We start from the raw sequence: 25076 nt of genomic DNA on the forward strand, positions 1-25076 counted from the left end.
ATTCCGGGCGGACGGGTCAGCGTTCCGCGACGGTGCCGCCCTTGATCCGCAGTCTCCGCGGCGCTCGCTTAGCGACGGCCGAGTCGTGGGTCACGACGATGAGGGTCAGCTTCTCCTCCCGCCACTGCGCCTCGAGCAGATCCATGATCTCGTCGCGGGTCTGCTCGTCGAGGTTGCCGGTCGGCTCGTCGGCGAGGAGCACGCGAGGCCTCTTCACCAGCGCCCGCGCGATGGCGACGCGCTGCTGCTGACCACCGGACAATTCACTGGGCAGGTGCGAGAGGCGCTCGCCGAGGCCGACGCTCTCGAGCGCCTCGGATGCGCGGTGGCGACGTTCGGTGGGGTCGATCCCCAGCGGAGCGAGCGCGGTCTCGACGTTCTCGAGCGCGGTGAGCGTGGGGATGAGATTGAACCCCTGGAACACGAAGCCGATCTGTTCCGCACGGATGGTCGCCAGCTTCGCATCGGGGAGCGCCGAGAGGTCGTCGCCGCCGAGGGTCACCGATCCGGTGGTCGAACGGTCGAGCGCACCGAGGAGCTGCAGCAGCGTCGATTTCCCACCGCCCGTCGGGCCCTGGATCGCGACCAGCTCGCCGTCGTCGATGGCGAGATCCACGCCGGTGAGCGCGGTGACCTTCCGCTTGGAGCTGTCATAGACCTTGCTGACCCCGGTGAGCGTGTACATGGTGCGTCCTTTCGAAGGGGATGGGGAAGAAGTCAGTCGACCGAGCGAAACGCGGCGGCCGGGCGGAGGCGGGCGGCGCGCCAGCCTCCGAACGCGCCGGCGAGGAGACCGCCGAGGAGGGCGAGGCCGACGGCGATACCGACCACCGCGACGGTCACCGGCAGTTGCAGCACCACCTCCGAGGTGGTCAGCGCGGCCTGGGCGCCGAACCCGCCGGGCATGGCTCCGCCGCCCGGCATGCCGCCGCCTTGCATCGCATCGCCGGGCATGCCGCCTCCGGTTGCGGTGGCCCCGCTCGTGCCGATGGTCGGCGCGATCAGGTTGACGACGAGGATTCCGACGAGTCCGAGAGCGATGCCCGCGACCCCGCCGATCGCTCCCTGCACGAGCGATTCTCCCGCGACCTGGCCGACGATCCGACGGTTGCTCCAGCCGAGAGCCTTCAGCGTGCCGAACTCGCGGGTGCGGCGCGTGACGCCGGAGATGGTGAAGAGGATCGCGACGAGGAAGGCGGCGAGGAGGACGATGAGCGACAGCCACGTCCCGAGGCTCGTGATCATGCTGGAGGCGGTCGACACCGATCCGGCCACGCTGGCCGCGAGGTCCTCCTGGGTGCTCACCGTCATCTCGGGCAGTGCCTCTTCGAGGTCCGCCTTCACGGTGTCGATCCCGTCGGCGGATGAGGCCTGCACGTAGACGCTCGAGACCTGGCCATCGAGGCCGGCGAGCGTCTGGGCGACGTCGAGCGGGATGTACACATTCGATGCGCTCTCGCCGTCGGACGTCGTCGATGCCACGACGCCGACGACCTCGAAGCTCGTCCCCGCGATGTCGACGGTGTCGCCGACCGCGAGTCCTTCCTCGGTCGCATAGGAGCTGTCGAGGAGCGCCACGTCGGCGCCCGCGTCGGCGGAGTCGAGCACGCGTCCGTCCGACAGCTCCGCTGCGGTCAGTGGACCGATGGCGTCGGCGGACGGGTCGATGCCGAGCACCGTGAAGGCGGCGATGTCGAACGCGCTTCCGCCTGCGCCGTCGGGTCCCCCGGCCGGCGGCTGACCGCCGTCGGAGGCCGACCCATCAGCGCCCGGCTGGCGCTGCATCTGCGAGAAGTCCGGCAGTTCGCCGTCGACGGTGGTGTTCGTGAGCGACAGCACGCCGACCGCCGCGACGACGCCATCGGTGCTCGCGGCGGTGGCCACCGCCGCCGCGTCGAAGGTCGACGTGCCGCGGCCCGCCTCGAGCCGGGACTGGCTGACGGACGTCGTGCCGTCTTCGGTCGCGCCGTCGTCGGTGCCGAATTCGAAGCGCTGGCCGCCGCCCTCGTCCTCGGCGGGGGGTTCGGGTGTCGCCGTCACGGTGATGTCGGTGCCGACGCCGTAGAGCGATTCGAGTACGGTCGCCTGCGCGTTCTTCACGCCGGCGGCGACCGAGTTGACGATGATCACGAGCGCGATGGCGAGCGCCATCCCGATGGCGATGGTGATGGTCTGACGGCGTCTGTTCGACAGCTCGCGGCGCAGATAGGTTCCGAACACTGACGTCTCCAAGTCGAATATGACCGCTCATGCCGGCGGTCGACGTGGCGAAGCTAAGTACGACCGTTATGAGCGGCGCGAGAGCGCCGTATGCGAGGCCTTCGATATCTCTCTGTATCGGCATAGTCCGCCCTCAGGGCATTCATAGGAAACGCGCGATACTCGATTACATGGCCGCTTCCGACACCTCCGCCCGACCGAAGACCGCTCCGATGCGCCGTGCGGACGGCTCGCCGATCCGCGTCCTGGTCGTCGACGACGAGCCCACCCTCACCGACCTGCTCTCGATGGCGCTGCGCTACGAGGGCTGGGAGGTCAAGACCGCGGCCGACGGGCGCAGCGCCATCTCGACGGCGCGCGATTTCAAGCCCGACGCGATCGTGCTCGACATCATGCTCCCGGACATCGACGGCCTGCAGGTGCTCTCGCGGGTGCGTGCGGACGGCGGCGACACCGCGGTGCTGTTCCTCACCGCGAAGGACTCGCTCGACGACCGCATCACCGGCCTCACCGCCGGCGGCGACGACTATGTGACCAAGCCGTTCAGCCTCGAGGAGCTCGTCGCCCGCCTGCGCGGGCTCATCCGTCGCTCGATCGCGTCGGTCACGACCGAGAACGACCCCGTCATCACCGTCGGCGACCTCTCGCTCGACGAGGACAGCCACGAGGTGTTCCGCGACGGCCAGCTGATCGAGCTCACGGCCACCGAGTTCGAGCTGCTGCGCTTCCTCATGCGCAATCCGCGTCGGGTGCTGAGCAAGGCGCAGATCCTCGACCGGGTCTGGAGCTACGACTTCGGCGGCAAGTCCAGTGTCGTCGAGATCTACATCTCGTATCTGCGCCGCAAGATCGACGCCGGCCGCGCCGCGATGATCCACACGGTCCGCGGGGCCGGTTACCTCATCAAGCCCGCGACATGAGGAAGCCCCGCAGTCTGCGGGCACGTCTCGTCCTCATCGTCGTCTGCCTGATGGCGAGCGTCGGCGTCGTCGTCGGCGCGCTCAGCGTGCTCCTGTTCAACAGCTACCTGGTCGCGCAGCTCGATGACAGCCTGCGCCAGTCCGCGGGTCGCACGAGCGGGTCGTACGGTCCGCTTCCCGGGTTCGATTCGCAGGGCAGCGGCCAGGCACCCGACTACGGCGCACCGGGGCAGGCCTCCGGCACGATCTCGGGCGTCATCGTCGACAACATCCTGATCCGGGCGGGCTACCCGGACGCGTACGGCGAGAACCAGATCCTCGACCGCGGTCAGCTCACCCGCCTCGCGACGGTGCCGCTCGACGGCCAGCCGCACACCGTCTACCTCGGCCGCGACCTCGGCGACTACCGGGTCATCTCGACCGCCGTCCGCGGCACCGAGAACGTCGTGCTCCTCACCGCGCTTCCGTTGAAGGACGTGCACACGCTCACGGGTCAGCTCGCGCTCGTGTTCGCGCTGGTGACCGCCGCGGGCATCGCTCTCGCCGCCGCCGTCGCGACCTTCGTCGTCGATGTCGCGCTGCGGCCGTTGCACCGCGTCGCGTCCGCCGCGGCGACCGTCGCCGACCTGCCCCTCGACCGCGGAGACGTCGACATCGACGTGCGGGTCCCGGACGAGGACACGGACACGCGAACAGAGGTCGGCCAGGTGGGCTCTGCGCTCAACCGGCTGCTCAGTCATGTCGGCACGGCGCTCGCGGTGCGTCAGCGCAGCGAGGACAAGGTGCGCCAGTTCGTCGCCGACGCGAGCCACGAGCTGCGCACGCCGCTGGCGAGCATCCGCGGATACTCCGAGCTCACCCGCCGCATGGACGACACCCTCTCGCCCCAGGTCGAGCACAACCTCGGACGGATCGAGTCCGAGGCGATGCGGATGACCTCCCTCGTCGAGGATCTGTTGCTGCTCGCCCGCCTCGATTCGCAGCGCGAGCTGCGGCAGGAGGATGTCGACCTCTCGTTGATCGCGTTGGAGGCGGTGGGCGACGCCCACGTCGCCGGTCCCGAGCACGTCTGGCTGCTCGATCTGCCCGAGGACCCCGTCGTGGTCACCGGCGACGACCCGCGGCTGCGTCAGGTGCTGGTGAACCTGCTCGGCAACGCGCGGACCCACACTCCGCCGGGCACGACGATCACGACGAGCCTCGAGGTGGTGCAGGACCAGGTGGTGCTCCGCGTCGCGGACGACGGACCCGGCATCGACCCGTCTCTGCGCGCCTCGCTGTTCGAGCGCTTCACCCGGGGCGACAATTCGCGCACTCGAGCGACGGGCAGCACCGGTCTCGGACTGTCGATCGTCAAGGCCGTCGTCGACGCGCACGGCGGCAGCGTCGCGGTGTCGAGCGAACCGGGGGACACCGTCTTCATCGTCCGCCTGCCGCTCGGCCACCAGACGGCACAGATCGGGTCGGCATAGACAGGTCACGAGAAGTGCGCAGCTGGCTCACAGTCGGTTCGCGGCGTCCGGTGGTCGCCTAGCCCTCGGTATCGTCGGAGAGAAGGGCGGGCGACGTGGCTCAGGCATCGGCACAGGCGGGCGAGACGAAGACGGTGACGACCTCCATCCCCGAGCGGATGGACAGGCTGCCGTGGTCGAAGTTCCATTGGCTCGTGGTGCTCGGACTCGGCACCGTGTGGATCCTCGACGGTCTCGAGGTGACCATCGTCGGTGCCCTCGGATCCCGGCTCACCGAGGAGAGCAGCGGACTCGGCCTCACCGCGGGCGAGATCGGTCTCGCCGCGGCGATCTACGTGGCGGGCGCCTGCACCGGTGCACTCGGCTTCGGCTATCTCACCGACCGATTCGGGCGGAAGAAGCTCTTCATCGCGACCCTCGGGCTCTATCTGCTCGCCACCGTCGCGACCGCCTTCGCGCCCAACGCGATCTTCTTCTTCGTCTGCCGATTCCTCACGGGAGCGGGCATCGGCGGCGAGTACGCCGCCATCAACTCGGCCATCGACGAGCTCATCCCGGCGCGCCGTCGCGGCGTCGTCGATCTCGCCATCAACGGCTCGTACTGGCTCGGTACCGCATTCGGTGCGCTGCTCACCGTCGTGCTGCTCGACACCAATATCTTCCCGCCCGAGCTCGGATGGCGCCTCGCCTTCGGTCTCGGGGCCGTGCTCGGCCTCCTCATCCTCATCGTGCGCCGGACCGTCCCCGAGTCGCCGCGATGGGCGGTCATCCACGGGCGCGACGAGCAGGCCGAGGCGACGGTCTCCGAGATCGAGGAGCGGATCGAGCGCGAGAAGGGCGAGAAGCTGCCGCCCGCCAAGGGCGAGATGAAGATCCATCAGCGCAAGTCGACGGGCTTCGGCGAGATCGTGAAGACGGCGGTGACGCGCTACCCGAAGCGCTTCGTGCTCGGCCTCTCGCTGTTCGTGGGGCAGGCATTCCTCTACAACGCGGTCTTCTTCACCTACGCGCTGGTGCTCACCGAGCTGCTCGGCGTGCCGGACAACATCGCGCCGTACTCGCTGGTGCCGATCGCGATCGGCAACTTCCTCGGGCCGCTGCTGCTCGGGCACTTCTTCGACAGCATCGGCCGCCGCGTGATGATCAGCACCAGCTACATCGGGTCGGGTGTGCTGCTCGTCGGCACCGGCATCCTCTTCGGATCCGGCGTCCTCGACGCGTTCTGGCTCACCGTCTGCTGGGTCGTCGTGTTCTTCTTCGCCTCGGCGGGCGCGAGCTCGGCCTACCTCACGGTCAGCGAGATCTTCCCGATGGAGACCCGCGCGATGGCCATCGCGTTCTTCTACGCGGTGGGCACCGGTCTCGGCGGCATCATCGGCCCGATCCTGTTCGGCCAGTTCATCGAGCAGGGTATCGAGCAGGTCGCGATCGGCTACTACATCGGTGCGGGGCTCATGATCGCTGCCGGACTCGTCGAGGTCTTCCTCGGAGTCAACGCGGAACGGAAGTCGCTGGAAGAGATCGCGGAGCCGCTCAGCACGGCGAAGTAGCGGCCCGAGGGTGAGAGGCTGAGCCGGTGAAGATCGCGTTGACGGGTGGTAGCGGCAAACTCGGACGATTCGTGCTCGAGGGTCTGCGTGCCGCCGGCAACACGGTGACCAACCTCGATCGGCGAGGCGAGATGGGGCCGGGCTTCGTGCCCGTCGATCTCACCGACTACGGACAGGTCGTCGACGCGCTGCTCGGAACCGACGAGCGAGACGGCGGATTCGACGCCCTCGTCCACCTCGCCGCGATCCCCGCACCGGGACTCGCCACCAACTCCGCGACCTTCCGCAACAACATGCTGTCGGGATTCAACACCGTCGACGCCGCGATCTCGACCGGTATCCGCAACATCGTGTTCGCGTCCAGTGAGACGGTGCTTGGGCTGCCGTTCGAGATCGATCCTCCGTACATCCCGGTCGACGAGGAGTACACGACGCGACCCGAGTCGACCTACTCGATGGTGAAGGCCATGGAGGAGGAGATGGCGAGCCACTACGCGCGCCGGTTCCCCGATCTGAAGATCGTCGGATTGCGCTTCTCGAACGTCATGGCTCCTGAGGATTACGCCGCGTTCGAGGACTTTCAAGACGACCCGCTCGTGCGCAAATGGAACCTCTGGGGTTACATCGACGCTCGCGATGGTGCGCAGGCGGTGCTTCGCGCGCTCGAATCAGACCGACGCGGGTTCGACCGTTTCATCATCGCTGCGGCCGACACGGTGATGCGCACTCCGAGCGCAGAGCTCGCCGACGCGGTGTTCCCGCGCGTGGAGCGGGCGCGAAGGATCAGCGGCAACGAGACGCTGCTGTCGATCGAGCATGCCCGCGCGGTGCTCGGATACGAACCGCAGTACTCGTGGCGCGACGCGACGCGCTAGTCCGTATCGCTCCCGGCCGCTAGGGAGTGGGCGCGCCCCGGGGAGCGCCGACGTGCCCGACCACCGCGACGAACACAGTGATCAGCGCCGCCAGCCCGATGCCCCAGACCAGACCGAGACGCAGCAGTGCGGCGCCGACGAGGGCGCCGAATGCGATGAGGACTATCGCGGAGAGTCGGCGGAGCCACTTCTGACCGTTCGCTTTGCCGAGCCGCGACTCGAACGCCAGCCCGACGAGGGTCGACGTCACGACGACGGTCGTCACATCGGCGACTCCGAGATGCCGGGCGACACCGGCCTGCATGCCCATCGCCGCTCCGAGCAGGCTCGTGACGGTGAAGAGGAACGGTTCGGCGGGTGATTCGCCTCCGACGAGGACCGGGATGATGCTCACCACGATGATCGCGGCCACCACCGCCAGCAGCCAGGTGGCGCGACGCGTCCAGCCGACCGGGGCGCGTCGAAGGACCCGGCCGGCGACGATCGCACCGAGCACGAAGCCGACGAGCGCCAGAACGGGGCCCACGATGGGCAGATCGTCGGCACCGGTCAGCGCCATGCCGAGGATGACGACGTTGCCGGTCATATTGCCGGTGAACACCCGATCGAGGCCGAGATAGCCGACCGCGTCGACGACGCCCGTCGAGAAGGTGAGCGCCAACATGAGCATCAGGTGCAGTCGAGGCTGATCGCCGCGGAGCCGGTGGATCACGAGGGTCCTTTCCCGTCGACCGGCTGAGGCGGCACGACTGGGGCGATTGAAGCGCATCCGTGTTTCCCGGCCGTAACACGCCCTCGTTAGGGTGAGAGCCGACCACCCGGCGGGAAGGAGCGACACGTGTCGCAGCTGTCGATACTCCAGCCCGATCCCGACCAGGTCCGTGGCGACCACTACCTTCCCGTGCGGGTCGACGAGGTGTTCTGGGGTCGCCTGCCCTGCGCGGCCGACCGTCCCATCCTCACCGTCGACCCCGGCGAGAGCGTCACCATCGACACGCTCAGCCACGAAGGTCTGCTCGAAGATCAGGGCAGCGACCCGGTCGCGTACTTCTCGCGGCACGGCGTCGCCGCTGATGCGGTGCTGTCCGACGCGGTCGATCTCGTTCTGCACGGAGGCGCCCGCACCGCGGGGGTCGACGGTCCCCACGTCGTCACCGGACCGATCGCCGTGCGGGGCGCTCAGCCAGGTGACCTGCTCGTGATGGAGGTCGTCGAGCTGCTGCCGCGGGTGCCGTACGGAGTCATCTCGAATCGACACGGTCGCGGGGCCCTGCCAGGGGAGTTCCCGCTGCAGGGTGAAGCGTTCAGTGTGTTCGCCCGTGCAGCGGAGACCGGTGACGGACTGGTGGGCAGCATCCCGTTCGCCGAGGGATCCGATCGGACCGCCCGATTCGGGTTGGCGCCGTTTCTCGGGGTCATGGGCGTCGCCGTCGCCGGCGACGACCGTCCGCACTCGGTGCCGCCGGGCGCATTCGGCGGCAATATCGACATCAAGCTCCTCACCGAGGGTGCGCGGCTGCTGCTGCCGGTGCAGGTCCCGGGCGCCAACGCCTACATCGGCGACCCGCACTTCGCCCAGGGCGACGGCGAGGTGGCGCTCACCGCGATGGAGGCGTCGCTGCGCGCCACCATCCGCTTCGACGTCATCCCGGCCGACCAGGCGCTCGAGCAGTTCGGTCGCGTCACGGGCCCACTGGTGCAGACCCACGAGTTCCTCGTGCCGACCGGGTTGCACGAAGACCTCGACGAGGCCGTGCGGCTCTGCGTGCGGGCATCGATCGATCTGCTCGAGGCCCGCTTCGGGATGGACCGATCGCACGCCCTCGCCTATCTCTCCGCCGCCACCGACTTCGACATCTCCCAAGTCGTCGACGTCGTGAAGGGCGTGCACGCCAAGATCCGGGTGGGTGACCTCGGATGACCTCGTTCTCCGTCGCCACCGACGCTCCGATCACAGCCGATGCTCCGCTCCCCGACGGGCTGGTCGCCGCGTTCTGGCGGTACGAGCGCGCGCTGATGGCCGACGACATCGCCGAGCTCGACCGCCTCTTCGCACCGCGAAACGACACGCTCCGCGGTGACGCGGGCGGACTGCTCGTCGGGCACGACGCCATCGCCGCCTTCCGCCGGGGACGAGGCGGAGCGCCGAAGCGGCGGGTGGCCGAGGTGCACGTGCAGGTCATCCGCGACGACGCCGCCCTCGTCGTGGCGGTCCTTGCTCCGATCGCCGGAGGCCGCGGTCAGCAGACCCAGCTCTGGCGACGCCTCGGGGGAACGTGGCTCGTCACGGCCGCGCATGTCTCGGGACCCGGCCCCGCCATCGACGGGCGCATCTGGCGCATCGTCGGCACCCCGCTGACCCGGCCAACCGGACACGGTGCGCTCGACGGCGAGACGGTCGCCGTCAAGGACCTCTTCGCGATCGCGGGACATCGCATCGGCGGGGGAGTGCCGGCGTACCTCGCCGACGCGTCGGCGTCACGCATCACCGCCGCCGCCGTCGGCGACCTCCTCGCGGCCGGCGCATCGGTCGTCGGTATCGCCCGCACCGACGAGTTCGCCTACAGCATCGCCGGCGCGAACCCCCACTACGGCACCCCGCCGAACGCCGCCGTGCCCGGGGGCCTGCCGGGCGGCAGTTCGAATGGACCCGCGAGTGCCGTCGCGCTCGGGCAGGCGAGCATCGGCCTCGCCACCGACACCGCCGGATCGATCCGCGTGCCCGCCTCCTATCAGGGGCTCTGGGGTCTGCGGACCACGTACGGCGCGGTGAGCGTCAACGGGGTCCACCCGCTGGCGCCGTCCTTCGACACGGTCGGCTGGCTCACCCGGTCGGGCGAAGTGCTGGCTCGCGTCAGCGCCGCCGTGCTGGGCACCGCGACAGGGCTGCCCAGCCGCATCGCCGTCGCCCCCGCCCTCACCGACCATCTCGACCCGGCCGTCGCCGACGCGTTCCGCTCCGGTATCGCCGACCTGGTCGCGTCCGGGCGGATCGAGCACCCCGTCGAGGTCGTCCTCCCCGATGCCGATCTCGCGTACTCCGCGTTCCGAACGGTGCAGGCAGCCGAAGCGTGGCGGGTCAACGGCGAGTGGCTCGAGGCGCACCCCGGAGCGGTGAGCGGTGCCGTCGCTGAACGCTTCCGCCATGCCGCGACGGTCACCGCGGACCAGGAGCGAGCGGCCCGCGACGAGCTTCACACGATCCGGACCCGGATCGACGACGCCCTCGAGGGAATGCTCCTGGCACTGCCCGCCGCCGCATCGGCCGCCCCTCAGACGACTGCGCCCGCAGAGGAGATCGACCGCGTGCGCACTGCGACACTCCAGCTGACCTGCTTCGCCGGCATCGCCGGGGCTCCCAGCCTCTCCGCCCCGCTGCTGCGTACGCCGGCCGGCCCGCTGGGCCTCGCCCTCATCGGACCGCGCGGAAGCGATACCGCGCTGGCGTCGTTCGCGGCCGGCCTCGCCGACTGACGCTCGTCATCGCGGCGCTTCGGGTGATCAGGGTCGACGGCTGAAGACGTAGTGGACGACGCCCGACGGTGATGCGGTCACCTCGACCGTGAAACGCTCCTCCAACCCTTCGAGACCGTCCCATAGCCGCACGCCGCGTCCGAGGACGATCGGCACGACCACGATGTGGAGATGGTCGACCAAGTCGGCTTCGAGGAACTCCCTCACGACGGTCGGGCCGCCGCCGAGGCGCACGTCGCGGCCGTCGGCCAGCTCGGTCGCCAACTCGAGGGCCGCGTGCGGGGCCAGCTGTCGGAAGAGGAAGGTGGTCTCGCCGACGACGAGATCGGGGCGCTCGTGGTGGGTCAGCACCACGACGGGCGTATGGAACGGCGGTTCGTCGCCCCACCAGCCGCGCCACGAGTCGTCCTCCCACGGTCCGGTCTGCGGGCCGAACTTGCCGCGGCCCATGATCTCGGCGCCGATGTTCCGTTCGGTGGCCGACGCGAACGCATCGTCGACGCCGACCGTCCCGGCCCCGACGGCCTCGTCCTCGTGGCCGGACATGCCGACGAAGGTGCGGGTGGGGAAGAACCACTCCATCAGCCGCCCGCCGGCGTGGCCGAACGGTGCCTCGAATGACTGGCCCTCACCGGTGGCGAATCCGTCGAGGGAGAGGGCCAGGCTGTGCACGCGAAGTTTGCTCACCCGAGCATCGTGCCACTCCGGCGGCGTGCACGGATCAGGAATCTCGGCCCGAAACCGCGCGACTGGCGCACGGATCAGGACCGATCCGGCCACTTCTCCTGATCGGCGTACGAACTCCTGATCCGTGCACTCGGCGGGGCGAGGGTCGGGTGCGAAATCTTCCCGCAACGCGTCCTGCCTATGCTCGACAGGTCAGCCGCACAGAAGGAGGGCGCCGTGGCCGCGCTGCCGATCGATCCGCCCGCCCGCCTCCTCATGGGGCCGGGGCCGATCAACGCCGACCCGCGGGTGCTGCGGGCGATGTCCGCCCAGCTCGTCGGCCAGTACGACCCCGCGATGACCGCCTACATGGCCGAGACGCAGGAGCTCTACCGCGACGTCTTCCGCACCGCGAACGACGCGACGCTGCTCATCGACGGCACCAGCCGCGCCGGCATCGAAGCGGCGCTCGTGTCGCTCATCACCCCCGGCGACCGCGTGCTCGTGCCGATCTTCGGCCGCTTCGGGCACCTGCTCGTCGAGATCGCCGAGCGCTGCGGTGCCGATGTGCACACCATCGAGACCGAGTGGGGCACCGTCTTCGCGCCTGAGCAGATCGAGGCCGCGATCATCGAGGTGCGGCCCGCGCTCCTCGCCGTCGTGCACGGCGACACCTCGACGACGCTCGCTCAACCGCTCGAGGACCTGGGGGCGATCTGCCGCGCCCACGACGTCCTCTTCTACACCGACGTCACCGCGAGCATCGGCGGCAACGAATTCCTCGCCGACGAGTGGGGCCTGGATGCGGTGACCGCCGGCCTGCAGAAGTGCCTCGGCGGTCCGTCGGGAAGCGCGCCCATCACACTGTCGCCCCGCGCCGTCGACGTCATCACCGCGCGGAAGAGTATCGAGGCCGGAATCCGGGCCGAGGGCGACGCCGTTCGCGACGACCGCATCCGCAGCAACTACTTCGACCTCGCGATGGTCCTCGACTATTGGGGACCGCGCCGGCTCAATCACCACACCGAGGCGACGACCATGCTCTACGGCGCACGCGAGTGCGCACGCATCCTCGTGGAGGAGGGGCTCGAGACCGCGTGGCAGCGCCACCGGCTGCACGGCACCGCGATGGCCGAGGGTCTCGCCGCCCTCGGGCTCGCCGTGTTCGGCGACCAGCAGCACCGCATGAACAACGTGGTCGGGGTCGAGATCCCCGACGGCGTCGACGGCGAGGCCATCCGCTCCGAGCTGCTGCACGACTACGGAATCGAGATCGGCACCTCGTTCGGGCCGCTGCACGGCAGGATCTGGCGGGTCGGCACCATGGGCTACAACGCGCGCAAGGACGCCGTGCTCGTCACCCTCGCCTCCCTCGAGCAGGTGCTGCGCCGCGCCGGCGTCCGCGTCAGCGCGGGAGCCGGCGCGTCGGCGGCGCAGGACGTGTACGGGAGCGCGGTATGACCCCGCACCCGCCCGCTCAGCGATCGGTGCCCGGCGCCGCTCGAGCGCTGGCGCACTGCCACGAGTTGGCGCGCATCAGCTCGCTCGACGACGCGATCGAACGCGTCCACCTCTCCACCGAGCACAAGATCGCGAACGCGCTCGCCGCCGCCTGGATGCAGGAGGTCGGACTCGACACCTGGGTCGACGAGGCGGGTAACCTCTGCGGACGCCTCGAGGGACACAAGCCCGGACTGCCGGCGCTGGTGCTCGGCAGCCACCTCGACACCGTCACCGACGCCGGCGCCTACGACGGCATGCTCGGTGTGATGCTCGCCATCGAGGTCGTCGATCGGATCCGACGCAGCGGTCGCCGCCTGCCCTTCGCTCTCGAAGTCGTCGGCTTCACCGACGAGGAGGGCACCCGATTCGGCAACGCACTGATGGGCAGCCGCGCCTTCGCCGGATTGTGGGACCCGGCATGGACCGAGCTGGAGGACCGCAAGGGCGTGACCCTCCGCGACGCGGCGAAGAACTTCGGACTCGATCCCGACGCCATCGGCGACGCCGCCCGCCGCTCCGAAGACCTGGTCGGCTACCTCGAGACGCACATCGAGCAGGGCCCCTCCCTGCTCGACGCCGACCGGGCGCTCGCGGTGGTGTCATCCATCGCGGGTGCGCGACGGCTCGCGCTCACCGTGACCGGCCGGGCGGGTCACGCCGGCGGAACCCCGTACGCGCGCCGCCGGGACGCCCTGGTCGGCGCGAGCGAGATCATCGTCGAGATCGAGCGGATCGCGAAGCGCACCGACACCGTCGCGACCGTCGGCCGCGTGCGCGCCTTCCCGGGCGGCGTCAACGTCGTGCCCGGCGTCGCCCGGTTCTCGCTCGACCTGCGTGCCGAGTCGGACGAGCGGCGCGACGCCGCGTTCGAGGAGATCGAGGCGTTCGCCCGCGACGTCTGCGAACGCCGCGGGCTCGCCTGGCAGGCCGACGAGTTCTACCGCGCCGACGCCGTCGTCTGCGATCCCGCCTTGCGCTTCGCGGTGGAGCAGGGCATCCGCGCTACCGGTGACGACGAGCCGATGGTGCTGTGGAGCAGAGCGGGACACGACGGCATGGCGGTGCAGGCGGTCACCGGGTTCGCGATGCTCTTCCTACGCTGCGGCAATGACGGAGTCAGTCATCACCCCGACGAGATCGTCGCCGAATCCGACGTCGAGGCGGCGCTCGACGCCTTCGAGGCGACGGTGCTGGCCGTCGCCGACGCGCGCGGCTGACACGACCGCAGCGCACTCACCGGTGGTCGATGTCGTCGCCCGACCAGAGGTCGCCGCACTCGACCTCGAGCGCGCCGGCGGCATGGAGGTAGGCGCCCGCGCCGTGATCGCCCTGCGACGCGGCTCGCGCTCCCGCCCAGTGATCGCGTCCGAGGAGCACGGGATGTCCGGGGTGGCCGCCGTAGACCGCCCTTCGCAGCGACGAGCCCGTCACGGGCGCGACGGTGATGATCCGCTCGACCGCGCTCGTCGGCATCGTGGGCACGTCCACCGGGACGATGAGGACCGCGGCGACATCGGTCCGGTCGAGAGCATCCAGCCCGGCGCGCAGCGAATCGCTGAGACCGGCGGAGATCGGAGGGGCCATCACCGCGGTTGCGGGGGAGGGCAGGAGGTCCGTCGCCTGCGGCAGATCGGGTGGAACGACGGCGCTGACCACCAGGCCGGCCTCGATGAGGGTCGTCGCCACCTCCGTCAGCCACGGACGCCCGTCGGGCGTGGTGGCGAGCGCCTTGGGGCCGCCGAACCGCTGACCCCGCCCCGCGGCCAGCACCAGCCCCGCCACCTCCGCCATGGCTACAGTTAACGCCACGCCCCGACCTGTGGGGCTCGATCCGCGAAGGACCCTCCGTGCCTGATCTCGCTCCGCCCGAGCTCCGCGACCGGCTGTCCGCCGCCCTCGGAGTGCAGCGGTGGGTCGACGCCGTCGCCGAACGGGCGCCGTACGACTCGCTCGACGACCTCGTCGTGTTGGCGCGGAGCGTGGCGACGCCGCTGTCGGACGACGAGCTCGACGAAGCGCTCGCGCATCATCCGCGGATCGGCGAACGCGCCTCGGGAGACGGCGCCTCGGCTCGCCTGTCGCAGGGCGAACAGGGCGGCCTCGGCCTCGCCGACGCCGAGATCGACGCCGAGATCGTCGAGGGCAACGCACTCTACGAGGAGCGCTTCGGTCGCGTCTTCCTCATCCGCGCCGCCGGACGCAGCCGGTCGGACGTGCTGCGGGAACTCACCCGCCGTCTCGAGTCGGGGGCCGGCACCGAGGCCGAAGAGGCGAAGGAGCAGCTGCGGCAGATCATGGAGCTGCGCCTGCGCACGCTGTTCAACGACGGGGGAGCGATCGCGCTATGAGTCAGATCACCACGCACGTGCTCGACGCCGCCCTCGGGATGCCGGCCGAGGGGATCTCCGTCGCACTCGACGGATGGCGCGACGGAGGCTGGGTGTCCGTCGCATCCGGCATGACCGACGCGGACGGCCGCGTACGGGACCTCGGGTCCGAAAGCGTCGACGACGGCACCTACCGGCTGAGCTTCGGAACAGGCGAATACTTCAGTCGCTCCGGCCGCGACACCTTCTATCCGGAGGTCACTGTGGTCTTCGCGGTCGCGACGGGCGACCACTACCACGTGCCGATCCTGCTGAGCCCCTACTCGTACAGCACCTACCGCGGCAGCTGATCGCCGAGCCGCAGTCGCGGTTCGGATACCTGATTCGGCGCTCGACCGACGTGGCCGCCCTTTCTCGGCGCAAGGGAAGCGCCGACCTCACATTCGTGATCGCTCCGTCGTCGATCTCATGACGACGGAGTAGCACTTGGGAGGGCGCATCGTGCGAGAGATCGTGATCGTGGGTGGCGGCTACGCGGGCTTCTACACGGCGTGGAAACTCGAGAAGCGCCTGCGACCCGGTGAGGCGCGCGTGACGGTGATCGATCCGCGGCCCTCTATGACCTACCAGCCGTTCCTGCCCGAGGTCGCGGCCGGGTCGGTCGAGGCGCGGCACGTCGTCATCTCGTTCCGCCGGCATCTTCGCCGCACCCGTCTGATCGCCGGCGCCGCCACCCGGATCGACCACGCGTCGCACACCGTGCGGGTAGCGCCCAAGGACGGCGCCCCGTTCGACGTTCCCTATGACATCGTCGTGGTGACGGCCGGTGCCGTCACCAGGACGTTCCCGATTCCCGGACTACTGGAGGAGGCGATCGGCATGAAGCAGGTGGAGGAGGCGGTGGCCATTCGCGACTACATCCTCACCGCCTTCGACCGCGCCTCCGTGCTTCCGCCCGGGCCCGAGCGTCGACGACTGCTCACCGTCACCTTCGTCGGAGGCGGGTTCTCCGGGGTCGAGGGATTCGGTGAGACGCTCTCGCTGGCGCACGACCTGTTGAAGCTGTATCCGGAACTCGAGCCCGACGACGTCGCCTTCCATCTCGTCGAGGCGCAAGCACGCATCCTGCCCGAGGTGGGCGAGAGGCCGGGTCGATGGGTCGTCGAGCATCTTCGATCGAGAGGCGGACGGATCCATCTCGAGGCGCAGATGGTGTCGGTGGTGGACGGGCACGTCGTCCTTTCGACCGGCGACGAGTACGACACCGGCCTCATCGTGTGGGTGGCCGGTAACGCCGCTAATCCTGTCGTCACCAGCCACACCGATCTTCCGCTCAGCGCTCGCGGATACGTGCGGGTGCGTGCCGACCTGCGGGTGGAAGGCGACGACGGCATCGTCTCCGATGCGTGGGCTGCCGGTGACGACGCGGCGGTACCCGACCTGGCATCGTCCACGCCCGGCGCGCTGACGGTGCCGAACGCGCAGCACGCCGTTCGGCAGGGGATGCTGCTGGCGACCAACCTCCTCGCAGTCCTCCGCGGCCGCGAGCCGAAGGATTATGTGCACCACAGTCTCGGTGTCGTCGCCACGCTCGGCCTGGGGCGGGGGATCTTCCAGTACAAAGGGATCGTGATCAAGGGCTTCCCCGGGTGGGTCATGCATCGCGGCTACCACGTGCTCGCGGTTCCCAGTTGGGAGCGCAAGATGCGGGTACTCCTGGTGTGGTTGGGCGCTCTTCTCGGCGGCCGCGACATCGCCTCCCTCGGATCGATCACCGAGCCGCGACGTGCGTTCGTCAGCGGGGGTGTTCCGTCAGCTTCTCCGCGGGCCACTCTTCTCACGCCTCCTGCCGGGGTCGCGCGGGTGGCCGACTCCGAAGGCGAGCGGTGAGTCACATCGAAGCGCACCCTGGCGACTCATCCGGCCCGGGAGGCGTACCGCCCGAAGTGGAAGCAGAACGCCGTCGCCTGGTCGCGATCGGCTACCGAATGCTCGGCACCCTCGCCGACGCCGAGGACGCGGTCCAGGAGACGTACGTCCGCTGGTTCCGCATGACCGACGCGGAACGCGATGCCATCGTCAACACCCAGGGGTGGCTGACCCGGGTGATGAGCCGGGTATGCCTCGACATCCTCGGCTCGGCTCGTGCTCGGCGGGAGCGCTACGTCGGCGAATGGCTGCCGGAGCCGGTGCCGGCCGACCTTTTCGCCGATACCGCCGCGGTCCCGCGACAAGACGCGGGGGCAGACCCTCTCGAGCGTGTGACCCTGAGCGAGGAGGTGAGTACCGCCCTGCTGATCGTCATGGAGAGCATGACGCCGGCCGAACGGGTCTCCTTCGTACTCCACGACGTGTTCGCAGTTCCCTTCGACGAGATCGCCGCGATCGTGGGACGCAGCAACGCTGCAGTGAGACAGCTCGCCACCTCGGGCAGACGCCGAGTACATCAGTACGACGCCCGGCCGGCGAGCACTCGTGAGCACGACGAGGTCACCCGCGCGTTCGCCGACGCCTGCGCCGGCGGCGACCTGACCGTGTTGATGAGTCTTCTCGACCCTTCCGTCGCCCTCCGCTCGGACGGCGGAGGCGTGGTCAACGCGGCCCGTCGGCCCGTTCTCGGTGTCTCGAACGTTGCTCGATTCGTGCTCGGCATGTTCCAGAAGCGCCCCTTGCTCACCCTGCAGCAGCACCGCACCGGGGACGGCATCGCCTTCGTCGTCGTCGACGCCGACACGCTCTTGGGAGTCATCAATCTCAAGGTGCGCGGCGGCCGTGTGAGCGACGTCTGGATTCAGGTCAATCCGCAGAAGCTCACCGCCTGGTCCGTTCCGCACTGACCTCACACATCACGACCTCGTGTCGTCATCTCTTCGACCGAACCACTCGGCTTGAAAGGGCGGACATGAGGATCCTCATTATCGGCGGCGCCGGGCACGTCGGCGCTCGCCTCGTTGCACGGCTGCGCCAATCGGGACACGACGTGCGCGTCGGGTCCCGCGATCACGGAGTCGACGCCCTGACGGGAGCGGGGCTCGGCGACGCGATGACGGGCATCGATGTCGTCGTCGATGTGCTCAACACGACGGAGATGGAGCCGGCAGCGGCGACGGCGTTCTTCAAAGTCAGTACCGAACGGATCATCGCCGCGGAGCAGACCGCCGGCGTCCGGCACCATGTGCTCCTCTCGATCGTCGGCGCCGACCGTGCCCGGGGGAACGGGTACTACGTCGGGAAAGTCGCTCAAGAAGACGCGGTTCGAGCAGCGGAGGTGTCCTATTCCATCGTCCGAGCCACACAGTTCTACGACTTCGTGCCCACCATTGCGGACTGGCTCACCGTCGATGGATCCGTCCAAGCCCCCCGCATGCTGCTGCAACCGGTCGACGTCGACGATGTCGTGGACCTTCTCGCGGAGGTCGCCACGGGTGCTCCGCTCTACGATGCCGTCTCCCTCGCCGGCCCTAGTCAGTACCATCTCGACGTTCTTCTCCGCGCCGTGCTCGCTGATCGTGCCGACGGTCGCGAGGTACTTACCATCGACGGGATCGCGCTCGGAGCCGACGCGGACGATTCGCTGGTTCCGCTCGGCGCCCACCGCACCGGTCGCCGCCCGTTTCCCATCGACGTGCCGTCCGCCGGATGAGTGCCGAACGGATGTCAGCGCGCGCGACGACCGGTGGCCGGATCGGTCGCGTTCAGCTCATCGCCCTCATCGGCACCGTCATCATCGCCGCGGTGGTCGGGGTCTGGGCGTACGCGTTGCCCCGCGAGTTCTACGACCACTTCCCGTCGTTCCTCGGCGAGTGGATCTCACAGGACGGCCCGTTCAACGAGCATCTGATTCGCGACCACGGAGCCCAGTACCTCGCGTTGGGTGCAGGCAGTGTGGCAGCGCTCATCGTGCGAAGCCGAGTTCTGTACCGGGTTCTCGGCATCGTGTGGGGTCTGTTCGGTGTGCTCCATTTCGCCTACCACGTCACCCATCTCGACCATATGACCGTGGCCGACGCCACCGCTCAGGTCATCGTCCTCGCCGTCGCTGCCATCCTTGGAGTCGGCATAGCGGTGCCTCCACGACCGGAACGCGAGTCGTCAGCAGGATCGCCGTCCCGGTGACGGTACTTTCCTGCGCACCCTGAGCCCCAGTCCCTGCCGAGAGCGGGAGGGACTGAGGCTCACCTGCGGTCAGCTCGCGAGCGGGATTCCGCGAACTGGGTAGAGTGTCGTTCCCTGCCGGTACTCACCACGAGGGACGAGGCCATCGATCGGGCCGGTCACCTCGTCTGTCACGACTTCGCGGGCGTCTCCCGACGCGGCGAGCGTCGCGCGGAAGAGGTCGTCGAGGTGGTACTGCTCGGGACCCGCCAGCTCGATCTCTCCCAGTGGGTCGGACATGGCCACATCGACGAGCAACTGTACGAGCTCGTCGATCTCGACCGGCTGAATGAGGGCCCGCGACGCATGGACGACCCCGTCAGAGGTGTGCTGGTCCGCGAGAACCGGGATGTAGCTCTGGAACTGCGTCGAACGCACGATCGTGTAAGGAATACCGGCGGCCTTGACAGCCCGCTCCTGGGCGACTTTCCCGAGGTAGTACCCCTGGTCGGACGCATCACCTTCGCCCACCCCCACGATCGAGAGAAGGACATGGTGTCGGACGCCTGTCGCCATCCCCGCCTCAGTCAGAGTGCGGGTCGTTCTCTCGAAGAACTCGACGGCTCCCTCCCGATCGAACCGTCCCGTGTTCACCACGTTGACAATCACTGTCGCTCCGCTCAGTGCTTCATGCAGTCCGCTGCCCTCGATCAGATCTATACCGTCCTCCAGACCCCCTGAGACGGTCTCGACCCCACGGACATTCAGCATGGTTGCTACTTTCGAGCCGACGCGTCCGCGTCCACCCGCAATGAATACCTTCACGTTTCTCCCTCGAGGGCGGAGGTTCCGCCCCTGCCAAGAGGACGAATGGGTGCCGTCGTTCGTGAGGTCGATTCACCGACCCGGCCGACGTCCGTGGACCATCTTGACTTCAGCGGCTAATGTTCATAGCTTTATGGCTATGAACATTAGCCACTTGTCGAGCGGCGGGCAGGACTGATGCCTCGCGCCGGACTCGACCCCGACATCGTCGCGCGCCGCGCGATCGAGATCATCGATGCCCGCGGTGTCGAAGCGCTGACTCTCGCCGGTGTCGCTGCCGATTTGGGCGTCGCCACCCCGAGCCTTTACAAGCATGTCGGCGGGCTCGACGACCTCGTCGACAGAGTCGCCGCCATCGTCACCGCCGAGCTGGCGAGCGGAATCGGCGACGCCACCCGCGGTCGTTCCGGACGCGACGCACTGGAGGCGCTCGCCGCGGCGTACCGCCGTTTCGCGCTCGAGCACCCCGGCACCTATCCGCTCTCGCAGCGACACCGAGACTCGCAGCGGTGGACGACGTCGGCCGCCGCAGCGCTCGCTGCAGTCATCGACGCGCTCCGCGCCTACGGCGTCACCGGAGACGACGTCGATCGCATCCGCTTCGTGCGGGCCGCGCTGCACGGCTTCGTGGACCTCGAACGCGGCGGCGGATTCGGCATGCCCGCATCGGTCGACGCGAGCTTCGCCGTTCTCGTCGGCTCCCTCGACGCGACACTGCGGACGGCGGTCGACGCATGAACGCCACAACCCTGATCCAGCGTCTCGAAGGCGGCCTCATCGCCGCCGTCTCCATCGGAGGGACGATCGCCCTCGCCCCCAGCCTCTGGTGGCTGCCGCTCGCCGCGTTCCTCGTCTTCGACCTGTCCGCGCTGGGGTACCTGCGCTCGCCCCGCCTCGGGGCCATCTCCTACAACGCGGTGCATAACTACGCATGGCCCGCCGTGGTAGGCCTCGTCGCGCTCGTCAGCCTTCCGTTCTCGGCGACGGTGGCGCTGGTGTGCGCCCTCGTCGCCCTCGCCGGGGCGTTCCACGTCGGAGTCGATCGTGCGCTCGGCTACGGACTCAAGCACCCCGACGCGTTCACGCACACCCACCTCGGCTGGATCGGGCGCGATCGCTCCGAGCCGCACGAGGTTTGAGAGCGGGCTCCCTCAAGGCCCGGGGTCAGTACTCGGTGCGCGCCTCGTGCTCGAGCCAGGCCTCGAACGGGGCCGTGGCATCGGCCGGCCGCACCGACTCGGTGATCATGTGCCACTCCTCCCGTGGGCGTGCCAGGAGGTCGTAGAAGGCGCGGTCGTCGAAGCCGCCGCGAGCGGCGTCGTCGCGGTCGGCGGCGAACACGACGCGGTCGACCCGCGCCCACAGCGACGCAGACAGGCAGAGCGGGCACGGCTCGCACGAGGTGTAGAGGGTCGCCCCGGCGAGTGAGAAGTCGCCGACCGCCTGGCACGCGGCTCGGATGGCCTGCACCTCGGCGTGCGCGGTCGGGTCGAGATCGCGAGTGACCCGGTTCTGGCCCTCGGCGATGAGCTCGCCGTCGCGCACGATCACCGCCCCGAACGGGCCACCCCCATCGGCGACATTGGCGACCGCGAGTGCGATCGCCTGCGCGAGCCAGCGCTCGTCGTCTGCCCACGACATCAGGCGAGCCCCGCCGACTCGCGCCACGCGTCGCCCGCCGGTTCGGCGTCGTCGCGCACCACCGTCGCTTGGATGAGGCCGTACGGGCGGTCGGCGGCGTGGAAGACCTCGCCGTCGTTGTCGAGACCGAACGAGGAGAAGTCGACGAGGAAGTGGTGCTTGTTCGGAGCGCTCAGCTCGACCTCGGCGATGCGGGGGAACGCCTCGATGGCGGCCTTGCCCATCTCCCACAGGGTCTGCTGCAGCGCCAGCGAGTGAACGGTCGCGAAGCGTGCGGTCATGATGGCCTTGACGCCCTCGTACATGGCGTTCCAATCGACGTCATCGAGGTCCCCGCTGACGCGCCATCTCGCGACCAGCGACGTCGCCATGACGCGGTCGTCGGTGGGCTGGAGCGTCGTGAACTCGTCGACGAGGAAGTCCTTGAACTCGGACCCCGTCGACTTGAGGATGACGAGATCCTTGAAGCCCTGGACCACGTGCGATCCGGCCGGCTCGACGGTCACCGCGGCGGTGCGGACTTCTTTGCCCGAACGCACCCAGGTGTGCTCGTGCGGGACCCCGTCGACGCTGACGCGATCCCAGGCGAAGCCCTCGATCTCGATGCGTGCGCCGTGAACCGGGTCGACGTCGTCGACGAAGTGGCGGGCGAGACTCAGCCCGTAGGCCTCGATCGGATCGGTGGGGTGCGTCTTCGCCCAGACGAACGCGGTGTTCTTCTGGGTGTCGGTGGGCAGCACGGCGGCCTGGTCGCCGTGCGTGTATGCGGCCTCGAAGTCGCCGCGCAGCGCGGTGGTGACGTTGAGGTCGACGATCTCGTGCCGCGGGGAGTCGCGGGTGATGCGCACGAGATGCGTCTCGGCCTTGCCGTACTGATGTGACCCGAGCACTATCGACATGATTCGGATGATCCCAGGTCAGTGTGTCGAGAGTGTTTCCGGTCCGTCACGCCACTCGCGCTGCAGCATGGCGAAGACGGTCGTGGTGGTCCATTCGCCCTTGAACCAGTCGGCCTCCACGAAGTCGGCCTCCCGACGCATCCCGAGCCGTTCGAGCACCCGAGCCGATGGGATGTTGCGCACGTCGATCCGCCCGATCACCCGGTGCATGCCGAGGCCGTCGAAGGCGAGGGCGAGCAGAGCGCGGGCCGCCTCGGTGGCGTAGCCCCGACCGCGAACCGCGGGATCGAAGATGTAGCCGATCTCGCCCTGACGCGCTTCCTCTTAGCTGCGGAACAAGACCACATCACCGACGAGCAGGCCCGACGCGCGCTCCTCGACCCCGAGGGTCCGCGCGCTTCCGAGCGCTTCCAGCGAGGTCTCGGCCCACTGATGGGTGAGCCTCCGATCGATCTCGGCCTCGTCCATCGGCGGAAAGGGAACATATCGGCACACGTCAGGCAGCGACCGGTACCCCAGCAGGGCGGCGCGGTCGTCCGTCGTCAGAGGACGGAGGCGCAGCCTTTCCGTCACGATGACGAGGCCGTCATCGGTCGCTTCGTCGCCACGGTGCGCGACGGTGATCATGGACGCGACAGTACTCCTGAACGGGCGAGCAGCGTCCCGCGGGTGGTGGGGGAGCGGACGTCGACGGTCGCGCCGCCGAGGAGGGTGCGCCGCACCGCCCCGACGAGGTGGCGGCCGTCGTAGGCGCTGACCGGGTTCTTGTGCAGCAGCGCCGATGCGTCGACGGTGAGCTGCTGGTCCGGGGCGAAGACGACGAGGTCGGCTCGGGAGCCGACGGCGATCGATCCGCGGTCGGCGAGATCGGCGAAGCGCGCGGTGGCGGTCGCCATCCAGCCGACCACGGTCTCGAGCGGGATGCCGCGCGAGCGCGCCGCGGTCCACATGGCGGGGAGCCCGAGCTGTAGGCCGGCGATCCCGCCCCACGCGACCTGGAAGTCGCCGTCGCCCGCGAGTTTCAATTCGGCGGTGCTCGGTGAATGGTCGGAGACGACGATGTCGAGCGTGCCGTCGAGCAGGCCCTTCCAGAGCGCGTCCTGGTTCGCGGCGTCGCGGATCGGCGGGCAGCATTTGAACTGCGTCGCCCCGTCGGGGATGTGCTCCTCGTCGAGCGTCAGGTAATGAGGGCAGGTCTCAGCGGTGATGGGCAGCCCCTCGGCCTTCGCCGCGTCGATCAGGGGCAGCGCCTGGGCCGCGGACAGGTGCAGGATGTGCGCCCGCGCGCCGGTCTCCCGGACGCCGTCAATCACGGCGGCGATCGCGTCGAGTTCCGCCTCGGGCGGCCGAGATCCGACGAAGCGGCGGTAGTCCACGCCGCCATCGTCCGTGGAGCGTTCGAGCACACCGGGGTCTTCGGCGTGGACGATGAGCAGTCCATCGAACTCGGCGATCTCGGCCAGTGCCTGCCGCAGCTGGGCTCGGTCGAGGTGCGGGAACTCGTCGACCCCGCTGGGAGCGAGGAACGCTTTGAAACCGAAGACGCCGGCATCGTGCAGCGCGCGGAGCGAACCGAGGGACGACGGGACGGCTCCGCCCCAGAACCCGACGTCGATCGCGCTGCTGGGGGCTGCGATGCTGCGCTTGAGCTCGAGCGCGTCGACGTCGATGGTGGGCGGGATGGAGTTCAGTGGCATGTCGACGAGGGTGGTGACTCCACCGGCGGCGGCAGCGCGGGTCGCGGAGGCGAACCCCTCCCACTCTGTTCTACCGGGTTCGTTGACGTGTACGTGGGTGTCGACGAGCCCCGGCAGCAGCACCTCGTCGGGGGCGAGCACGGTGCGCTCGCCGGCGGGGAGGTCCGCGCCCAGCGGAACGATCGCAGCGATCCGGCCCGCGGAGACCGCGACCGACGCCGGCCGGAACCGACCGTCGACGAGCACCCTCTCGGCCTCGATCACCAGCTCGTAATCGGACATGCGCTCAGCCCCTTCCCGTGGCGGTTCGGGCATTCAAGCAGGCTCGTGCGTCGGCGGTGTTACGACTGCGGCAGCGCCGCGAGCGCGCGGCGTTCGCGCTCGAAGTCCTTGCGGTACTCGGCGATGTCCGCGTCGAGGGTGAGCGCGTCGATGGTGAAGACGAGGCGATCCTCCCGGTCGACGAGTCCGCGGTCGGCGAGAGCCGCCTTCAGGATCGCGGCGAGGATCTGCAACTGGAGTCGACGGTTCGTAGCGTCGGCGGGGATCCAGGTGAGGAAGCGGCGCAGAACCGCGGGCAGCAGGGTGACCGGGCTCATCCGCGCGAGCGCGCAGCCGGGATCGAGTTCACGCTCGAGCCGGACGAGCGTCAGTGCGTCGGGGCTCAACAGGTCGTCGCACTCGGTCTCGATGCAATCGTGGAGGGCGGTCTCGAGCGATTCGAGGCGCCGCAGCCGCAGTCCCGTCGCACGAAGGATTCGTGCGCGGAAGAAGTCGCCGAGGTAGCTGTGGAGGTCGGGGTGGGGTGACATGCGCCGATGCTGCCCCCACCCACCGACACCACGACGCGCCCTGGCGCTGTGCTCTCGATACGCTCGTTCCTCGCTACTCGAGCCTGGGCCCACCGCGCAC

Annotated in this window: 26 protein-coding genes and 1 pseudogene; 16 read left to right on the forward strand and 11 right to left on the reverse strand. The window is 69.3% G+C overall.

Going from position 1 to position 25076, the window contains the following annotated elements:
• Nucleotides 1–16: 16 nt before the first annotated feature.
• Both NGH83_RS00910 and NGH83_RS00915 read right to left on the reverse strand, forming a co-directional pair.
• Entirely contained in the window at nt 17–685 is a 669-nt protein-coding gene (locus NGH83_RS00910; protein ID WP_251857206.1) for an ABC transporter ATP-binding protein, read from the reverse strand.
• Nucleotides 686–717: 32 nt separating this feature from the next.
• Nucleotides 718–2220 carry an ABC transporter permease gene (locus NGH83_RS00915; protein ID WP_251857207.1) on the reverse strand — a complete coding sequence of 501 codons (1503 nt, stop codon included), beginning with the start codon at nt 2218–2220 and terminating at the stop codon, nt 718–720.
• 170 nt (nt 2221–2390) lie between these two features.
• Here NGH83_RS00915 and NGH83_RS00920 point away from each other — a divergent pair, with 170 nt between their 5' ends.
• From NGH83_RS00920 to NGH83_RS00935, 4 genes are all read left to right on the forward strand, one after another.
• Nucleotides 2391–3140, forward strand: a complete 750-nt coding sequence (locus tag NGH83_RS00920; protein ID WP_305881792.1) for a response regulator transcription factor — start codon at nt 2391–2393, stop codon at nt 3138–3140.
• Entirely contained in the window at nt 3137–4612 is a 1476-nt protein-coding gene (locus NGH83_RS00925) for a cell wall metabolism sensor histidine kinase WalK (RefSeq protein ID WP_251857208.1), read from the forward strand. Before NGH83_RS00920 ends, NGH83_RS00925 begins: the two co-directional genes overlap by 4 nt.
• Before the next feature lie 95 nt (nt 4613–4707).
• A complete protein-coding gene (locus NGH83_RS00930; RefSeq protein WP_371872719.1) occupies nt 4708–6162 on the forward strand; it encodes an MFS transporter in 1455 nt (484 codons plus the stop codon).
• A gap of 26 nt (nt 6163–6188) precedes the next feature.
• Complete coding sequence (locus NGH83_RS00935; protein ID WP_251857209.1) at nt 6189–7037, forward strand: NAD(P)-dependent oxidoreductase; 849 nt, start codon at nt 6189–6191, stop codon at nt 7035–7037.
• Nucleotides 7038–7056: 19 nt separating this feature from the next.
• On the opposite strand, the gene NGH83_RS00940 is transcribed toward NGH83_RS00935, so the two are convergent.
• Complete coding sequence (locus NGH83_RS00940) at nt 7057–7749, reverse strand: YoaK family protein (protein WP_251857210.1); 693 nt, start codon at nt 7747–7749, stop codon at nt 7057–7059.
• 126 nt (nt 7750–7875) lie between these two features.
• Here NGH83_RS00940 and NGH83_RS00945 point away from each other — a divergent pair, with 126 nt between their 5' ends.
• Both NGH83_RS00945 and NGH83_RS00950 read left to right on the forward strand, forming a co-directional pair.
• Entirely contained in the window at nt 7876–8958 is a 1083-nt protein-coding gene (locus tag NGH83_RS00945) for an acetamidase/formamidase family protein (RefSeq protein ID WP_251857211.1), read from the forward strand.
• Complete coding sequence (locus tag NGH83_RS00950) at nt 8955–10511, forward strand: AtzH-like domain-containing protein (RefSeq protein WP_251857212.1); 1557 nt, start codon at nt 8955–8957, stop codon at nt 10509–10511. Before NGH83_RS00945 ends, NGH83_RS00950 begins: the two co-directional genes overlap by 4 nt.
• 27 nt (nt 10512–10538) lie before the next feature.
• Here NGH83_RS00950 and NGH83_RS00955 read toward each other — a convergent pair whose 3' ends face one another.
• A complete protein-coding gene (locus NGH83_RS00955; protein ID WP_251857213.1) occupies nt 10539–11198 on the reverse strand; it encodes a dihydrofolate reductase family protein in 660 nt (219 codons plus the stop codon).
• A 255-nt stretch (nt 11199–11453) separates the two neighbouring features.
• Between NGH83_RS00955 and NGH83_RS00960 the strand changes: the two genes are divergently transcribed.
• The gene (locus NGH83_RS00960) at nt 11454–12638 is read left to right on the forward strand and encodes an alanine--glyoxylate aminotransferase family protein (protein WP_251858570.1); all 1185 of its coding nucleotides are present in this window, start codon (nt 11454–11456) and stop codon (nt 12636–12638) included.
• Nucleotides 12635–13897: an allantoate amidohydrolase gene (locus NGH83_RS00965; RefSeq protein WP_251857214.1), complete on the forward strand. Its 1263-nt coding sequence runs from the start codon at nt 12635–12637 to the stop codon at nt 13895–13897. Before NGH83_RS00960 ends, NGH83_RS00965 begins: the two co-directional genes overlap by 4 nt.
• A 16-nt stretch (nt 13898–13913) precedes the next feature.
• Here the strand turns inward: NGH83_RS00965 and NGH83_RS00970 are convergent, their stop codons facing one another.
• Nucleotides 13914–14471: an NTP transferase domain-containing protein gene (locus tag NGH83_RS00970; protein ID WP_251857215.1), complete on the reverse strand. Its 558-nt coding sequence runs from the start codon at nt 14469–14471 to the stop codon at nt 13914–13916.
• A gap of 56 nt (nt 14472–14527) precedes the next feature.
• Between NGH83_RS00970 and uraD the strand changes: the two genes are divergently transcribed.
• The 6 genes from uraD to NGH83_RS01000 all read left to right on the forward strand — a co-directional run bounded on the left by uraD (nt 14528) and on the right by NGH83_RS01000 (nt 19123).
• Nucleotides 14528–15028 carry a 2-oxo-4-hydroxy-4-carboxy-5-ureidoimidazoline decarboxylase gene (gene uraD, locus NGH83_RS00975; protein WP_251857216.1) on the forward strand — a complete coding sequence of 167 codons (501 nt, stop codon included), beginning with the start codon at nt 14528–14530 and terminating at the stop codon, nt 15026–15028.
• Entirely contained in the window at nt 15025–15357 is a 333-nt protein-coding gene (uraH, locus tag NGH83_RS00980; protein WP_251857217.1) for a hydroxyisourate hydrolase, read from the forward strand. Before uraD ends, uraH begins: the two co-directional genes overlap by 4 nt.
• A 151-nt stretch (nt 15358–15508) precedes the next feature.
• Complete coding sequence (locus NGH83_RS00985) at nt 15509–16897, forward strand: NAD(P)/FAD-dependent oxidoreductase (protein WP_251857218.1); 1389 nt, start codon at nt 15509–15511, stop codon at nt 16895–16897.
• Nucleotides 16898–16953: 56 nt separating this feature from the next.
• Entirely contained in the window at nt 16954–17844 is an 891-nt protein-coding gene (sigJ, locus tag NGH83_RS00990) for an RNA polymerase sigma factor SigJ (protein WP_251857219.1), read from the forward strand.
• Between the two features lie 65 nt (nt 17845–17909).
• Nucleotides 17910–18650: an SDR family oxidoreductase gene (locus tag NGH83_RS00995; protein ID WP_251857220.1), complete on the forward strand. Its 741-nt coding sequence runs from the start codon at nt 17910–17912 to the stop codon at nt 18648–18650.
• A gap of 11 nt (nt 18651–18661) precedes the next feature.
• On the forward strand, nt 18662–19123 hold the full coding sequence (locus tag NGH83_RS01000) for a hypothetical protein (RefSeq protein ID WP_251857221.1): 462 nt from the start codon (nt 18662–18664) through the stop codon (nt 19121–19123).
• 69 nt (nt 19124–19192) lie between these two features.
• On the opposite strand, the gene NGH83_RS01005 is transcribed toward NGH83_RS01000, so the two are convergent.
• Nucleotides 19193–19927, reverse strand: coding sequence for an SDR family oxidoreductase (locus tag NGH83_RS01005; RefSeq protein ID WP_256470111.1), 735 nt, complete (start codon nt 19925–19927; stop codon nt 19193–19195).
• Nucleotides 19928–20104: 177 nt separating this feature from the next.
• On the opposite strand from NGH83_RS01005, the gene NGH83_RS01010 reads away from it, so the two are divergent.
• Both NGH83_RS01010 and NGH83_RS01015 read left to right on the forward strand, forming a co-directional pair.
• On the forward strand, nt 20105–20665 hold the full coding sequence (locus NGH83_RS01010) for a TetR/AcrR family transcriptional regulator (protein ID WP_251857223.1): 561 nt from the start codon (nt 20105–20107) through the stop codon (nt 20663–20665).
• Nucleotides 20662–21066: a DUF4260 domain-containing protein gene (locus NGH83_RS01015; protein WP_251857224.1), complete on the forward strand. Its 405-nt coding sequence runs from the start codon at nt 20662–20664 to the stop codon at nt 21064–21066. Before NGH83_RS01010 ends, NGH83_RS01015 begins: the two co-directional genes overlap by 4 nt.
• Nucleotides 21067–21091: 25 nt before the next feature.
• On the opposite strand, the gene NGH83_RS01020 is transcribed toward NGH83_RS01015, so the two are convergent.
• From NGH83_RS01020 to NGH83_RS01040, 5 genes and pseudogenes are all read right to left on the reverse strand, one after another.
• Nucleotides 21092–21568, reverse strand: coding sequence for a nucleoside deaminase (locus NGH83_RS01020; protein WP_251857225.1), 477 nt, complete (start codon nt 21566–21568; stop codon nt 21092–21094).
• Entirely contained in the window at nt 21568–22467 is a 900-nt protein-coding gene (gene pucL / locus NGH83_RS01025) for a factor-independent urate hydroxylase (RefSeq protein WP_251857226.1), read from the reverse strand. Before pucL ends, NGH83_RS01020 begins: the two co-directional genes overlap by 1 nt.
• An 18-nt stretch (nt 22468–22485) precedes the next feature.
• Nucleotides 22486–23094: pseudogene (locus NGH83_RS01030) on the reverse strand (GNAT family N-acetyltransferase).
• A complete protein-coding gene (gene allB / locus NGH83_RS01035) occupies nt 23091–24446 on the reverse strand; it encodes an allantoinase AllB (RefSeq protein WP_251857227.1) in 1356 nt (451 codons plus the stop codon). Before allB ends, NGH83_RS01030 begins: the two are co-directional and overlap by 4 nt.
• Nucleotides 24447–24505: 59 nt before the next feature.
• Nucleotides 24506–24976 (reverse strand): hypothetical protein, encoded by a 471-nt coding sequence (locus tag NGH83_RS01040; RefSeq protein ID WP_251857228.1) that lies wholly within the window; start codon nt 24974–24976, stop codon nt 24506–24508.
• Between the last annotated feature and the right edge of the window lie 100 nt (nt 24977–25076).

Origin of the sequence: Herbiconiux sp. L3-i23 (genome assembly GCF_023734115.1) — a bacterium.
GTDB lineage: Bacteria > Actinomycetota > Actinomycetes > Actinomycetales > Microbacteriaceae > Naasia.

What these genes read in the sequence shown, in the direction of transcription:
- NGH83_RS00965 (WP_251857214.1), top strand. Translation starts at nt 12,635, where the DNA reads ATGACCCCGCACCCGCCCGCTCAGCGATCGGTGCCCGGCGCCGCTCGA.
- NGH83_RS00925 (WP_251857208.1), top strand. Translation starts at nt 3,137, where the DNA reads ATGAGGAAGCCCCGCAGTCTGCGGGCACGTCTCGTCCTCATCGTCGTC.
- NGH83_RS00950 (WP_251857212.1), top strand. Translation starts at nt 8,955, where the DNA reads ATGACCTCGTTCTCCGTCGCCACCGACGCTCCGATCACAGCCGATGCT.
- NGH83_RS00920 (WP_305881792.1), top strand. Translation starts at nt 2,391, where the DNA reads ATGGCCGCTTCCGACACCTCCGCCCGACCGAAGACCGCTCCGATGCGC.
- NGH83_RS00960 (WP_251858570.1), top strand. Translation starts at nt 11,454, where the DNA reads ATGGGGCCGGGGCCGATCAACGCCGACCCGCGGGTGCTGCGGGCGATG.
- NGH83_RS00910 (WP_251857206.1), bottom strand. Translation starts at nt 685, where the DNA reads ATGTACACGCTCACCGGGGTCAGCAAGGTCTATGACAGCTCCAAGCGG.
- NGH83_RS01000 (WP_251857221.1), top strand. Translation starts at nt 18,662, where the DNA reads ATGTCAGCGCGCGCGACGACCGGTGGCCGGATCGGTCGCGTTCAGCTC.
- uraH (WP_251857217.1), top strand. Translation starts at nt 15,025, where the DNA reads ATGAGTCAGATCACCACGCACGTGCTCGACGCCGCCCTCGGGATGCCG.
- pucL (WP_251857226.1), bottom strand. Translation starts at nt 22,467, where the DNA reads ATGTCGATAGTGCTCGGGTCACATCAGTACGGCAAGGCCGAGACGCAT.
- NGH83_RS00995 (WP_251857220.1), top strand. Translation starts at nt 17,910, where the DNA reads ATGAGGATCCTCATTATCGGCGGCGCCGGGCACGTCGGCGCTCGCCTC.
- NGH83_RS01015 (WP_251857224.1), top strand. Translation starts at nt 20,662, where the DNA reads ATGAACGCCACAACCCTGATCCAGCGTCTCGAAGGCGGCCTCATCGCC.
- NGH83_RS01040 (WP_251857228.1), bottom strand. Translation starts at nt 24,976, where the DNA reads ATGTCACCCCACCCCGACCTCCACAGCTACCTCGGCGACTTCTTCCGC.
- NGH83_RS01020 (WP_251857225.1), bottom strand. Translation starts at nt 21,568, where the DNA reads ATGTCGTGGGCAGACGACGAGCGCTGGCTCGCGCAGGCGATCGCACTC.
- allB (WP_251857227.1), bottom strand. Translation starts at nt 24,446, where the DNA reads ATGTCCGATTACGAGCTGGTGATCGAGGCCGAGAGGGTGCTCGTCGAC.
- NGH83_RS00970 (WP_251857215.1), bottom strand. Translation starts at nt 14,471, where the DNA reads ATGGCGGAGGTGGCGGGGCTGGTGCTGGCCGCGGGGCGGGGTCAGCGG.
- NGH83_RS01010 (WP_251857223.1), top strand. Translation starts at nt 20,105, where the DNA reads ATGCCTCGCGCCGGACTCGACCCCGACATCGTCGCGCGCCGCGCGATC.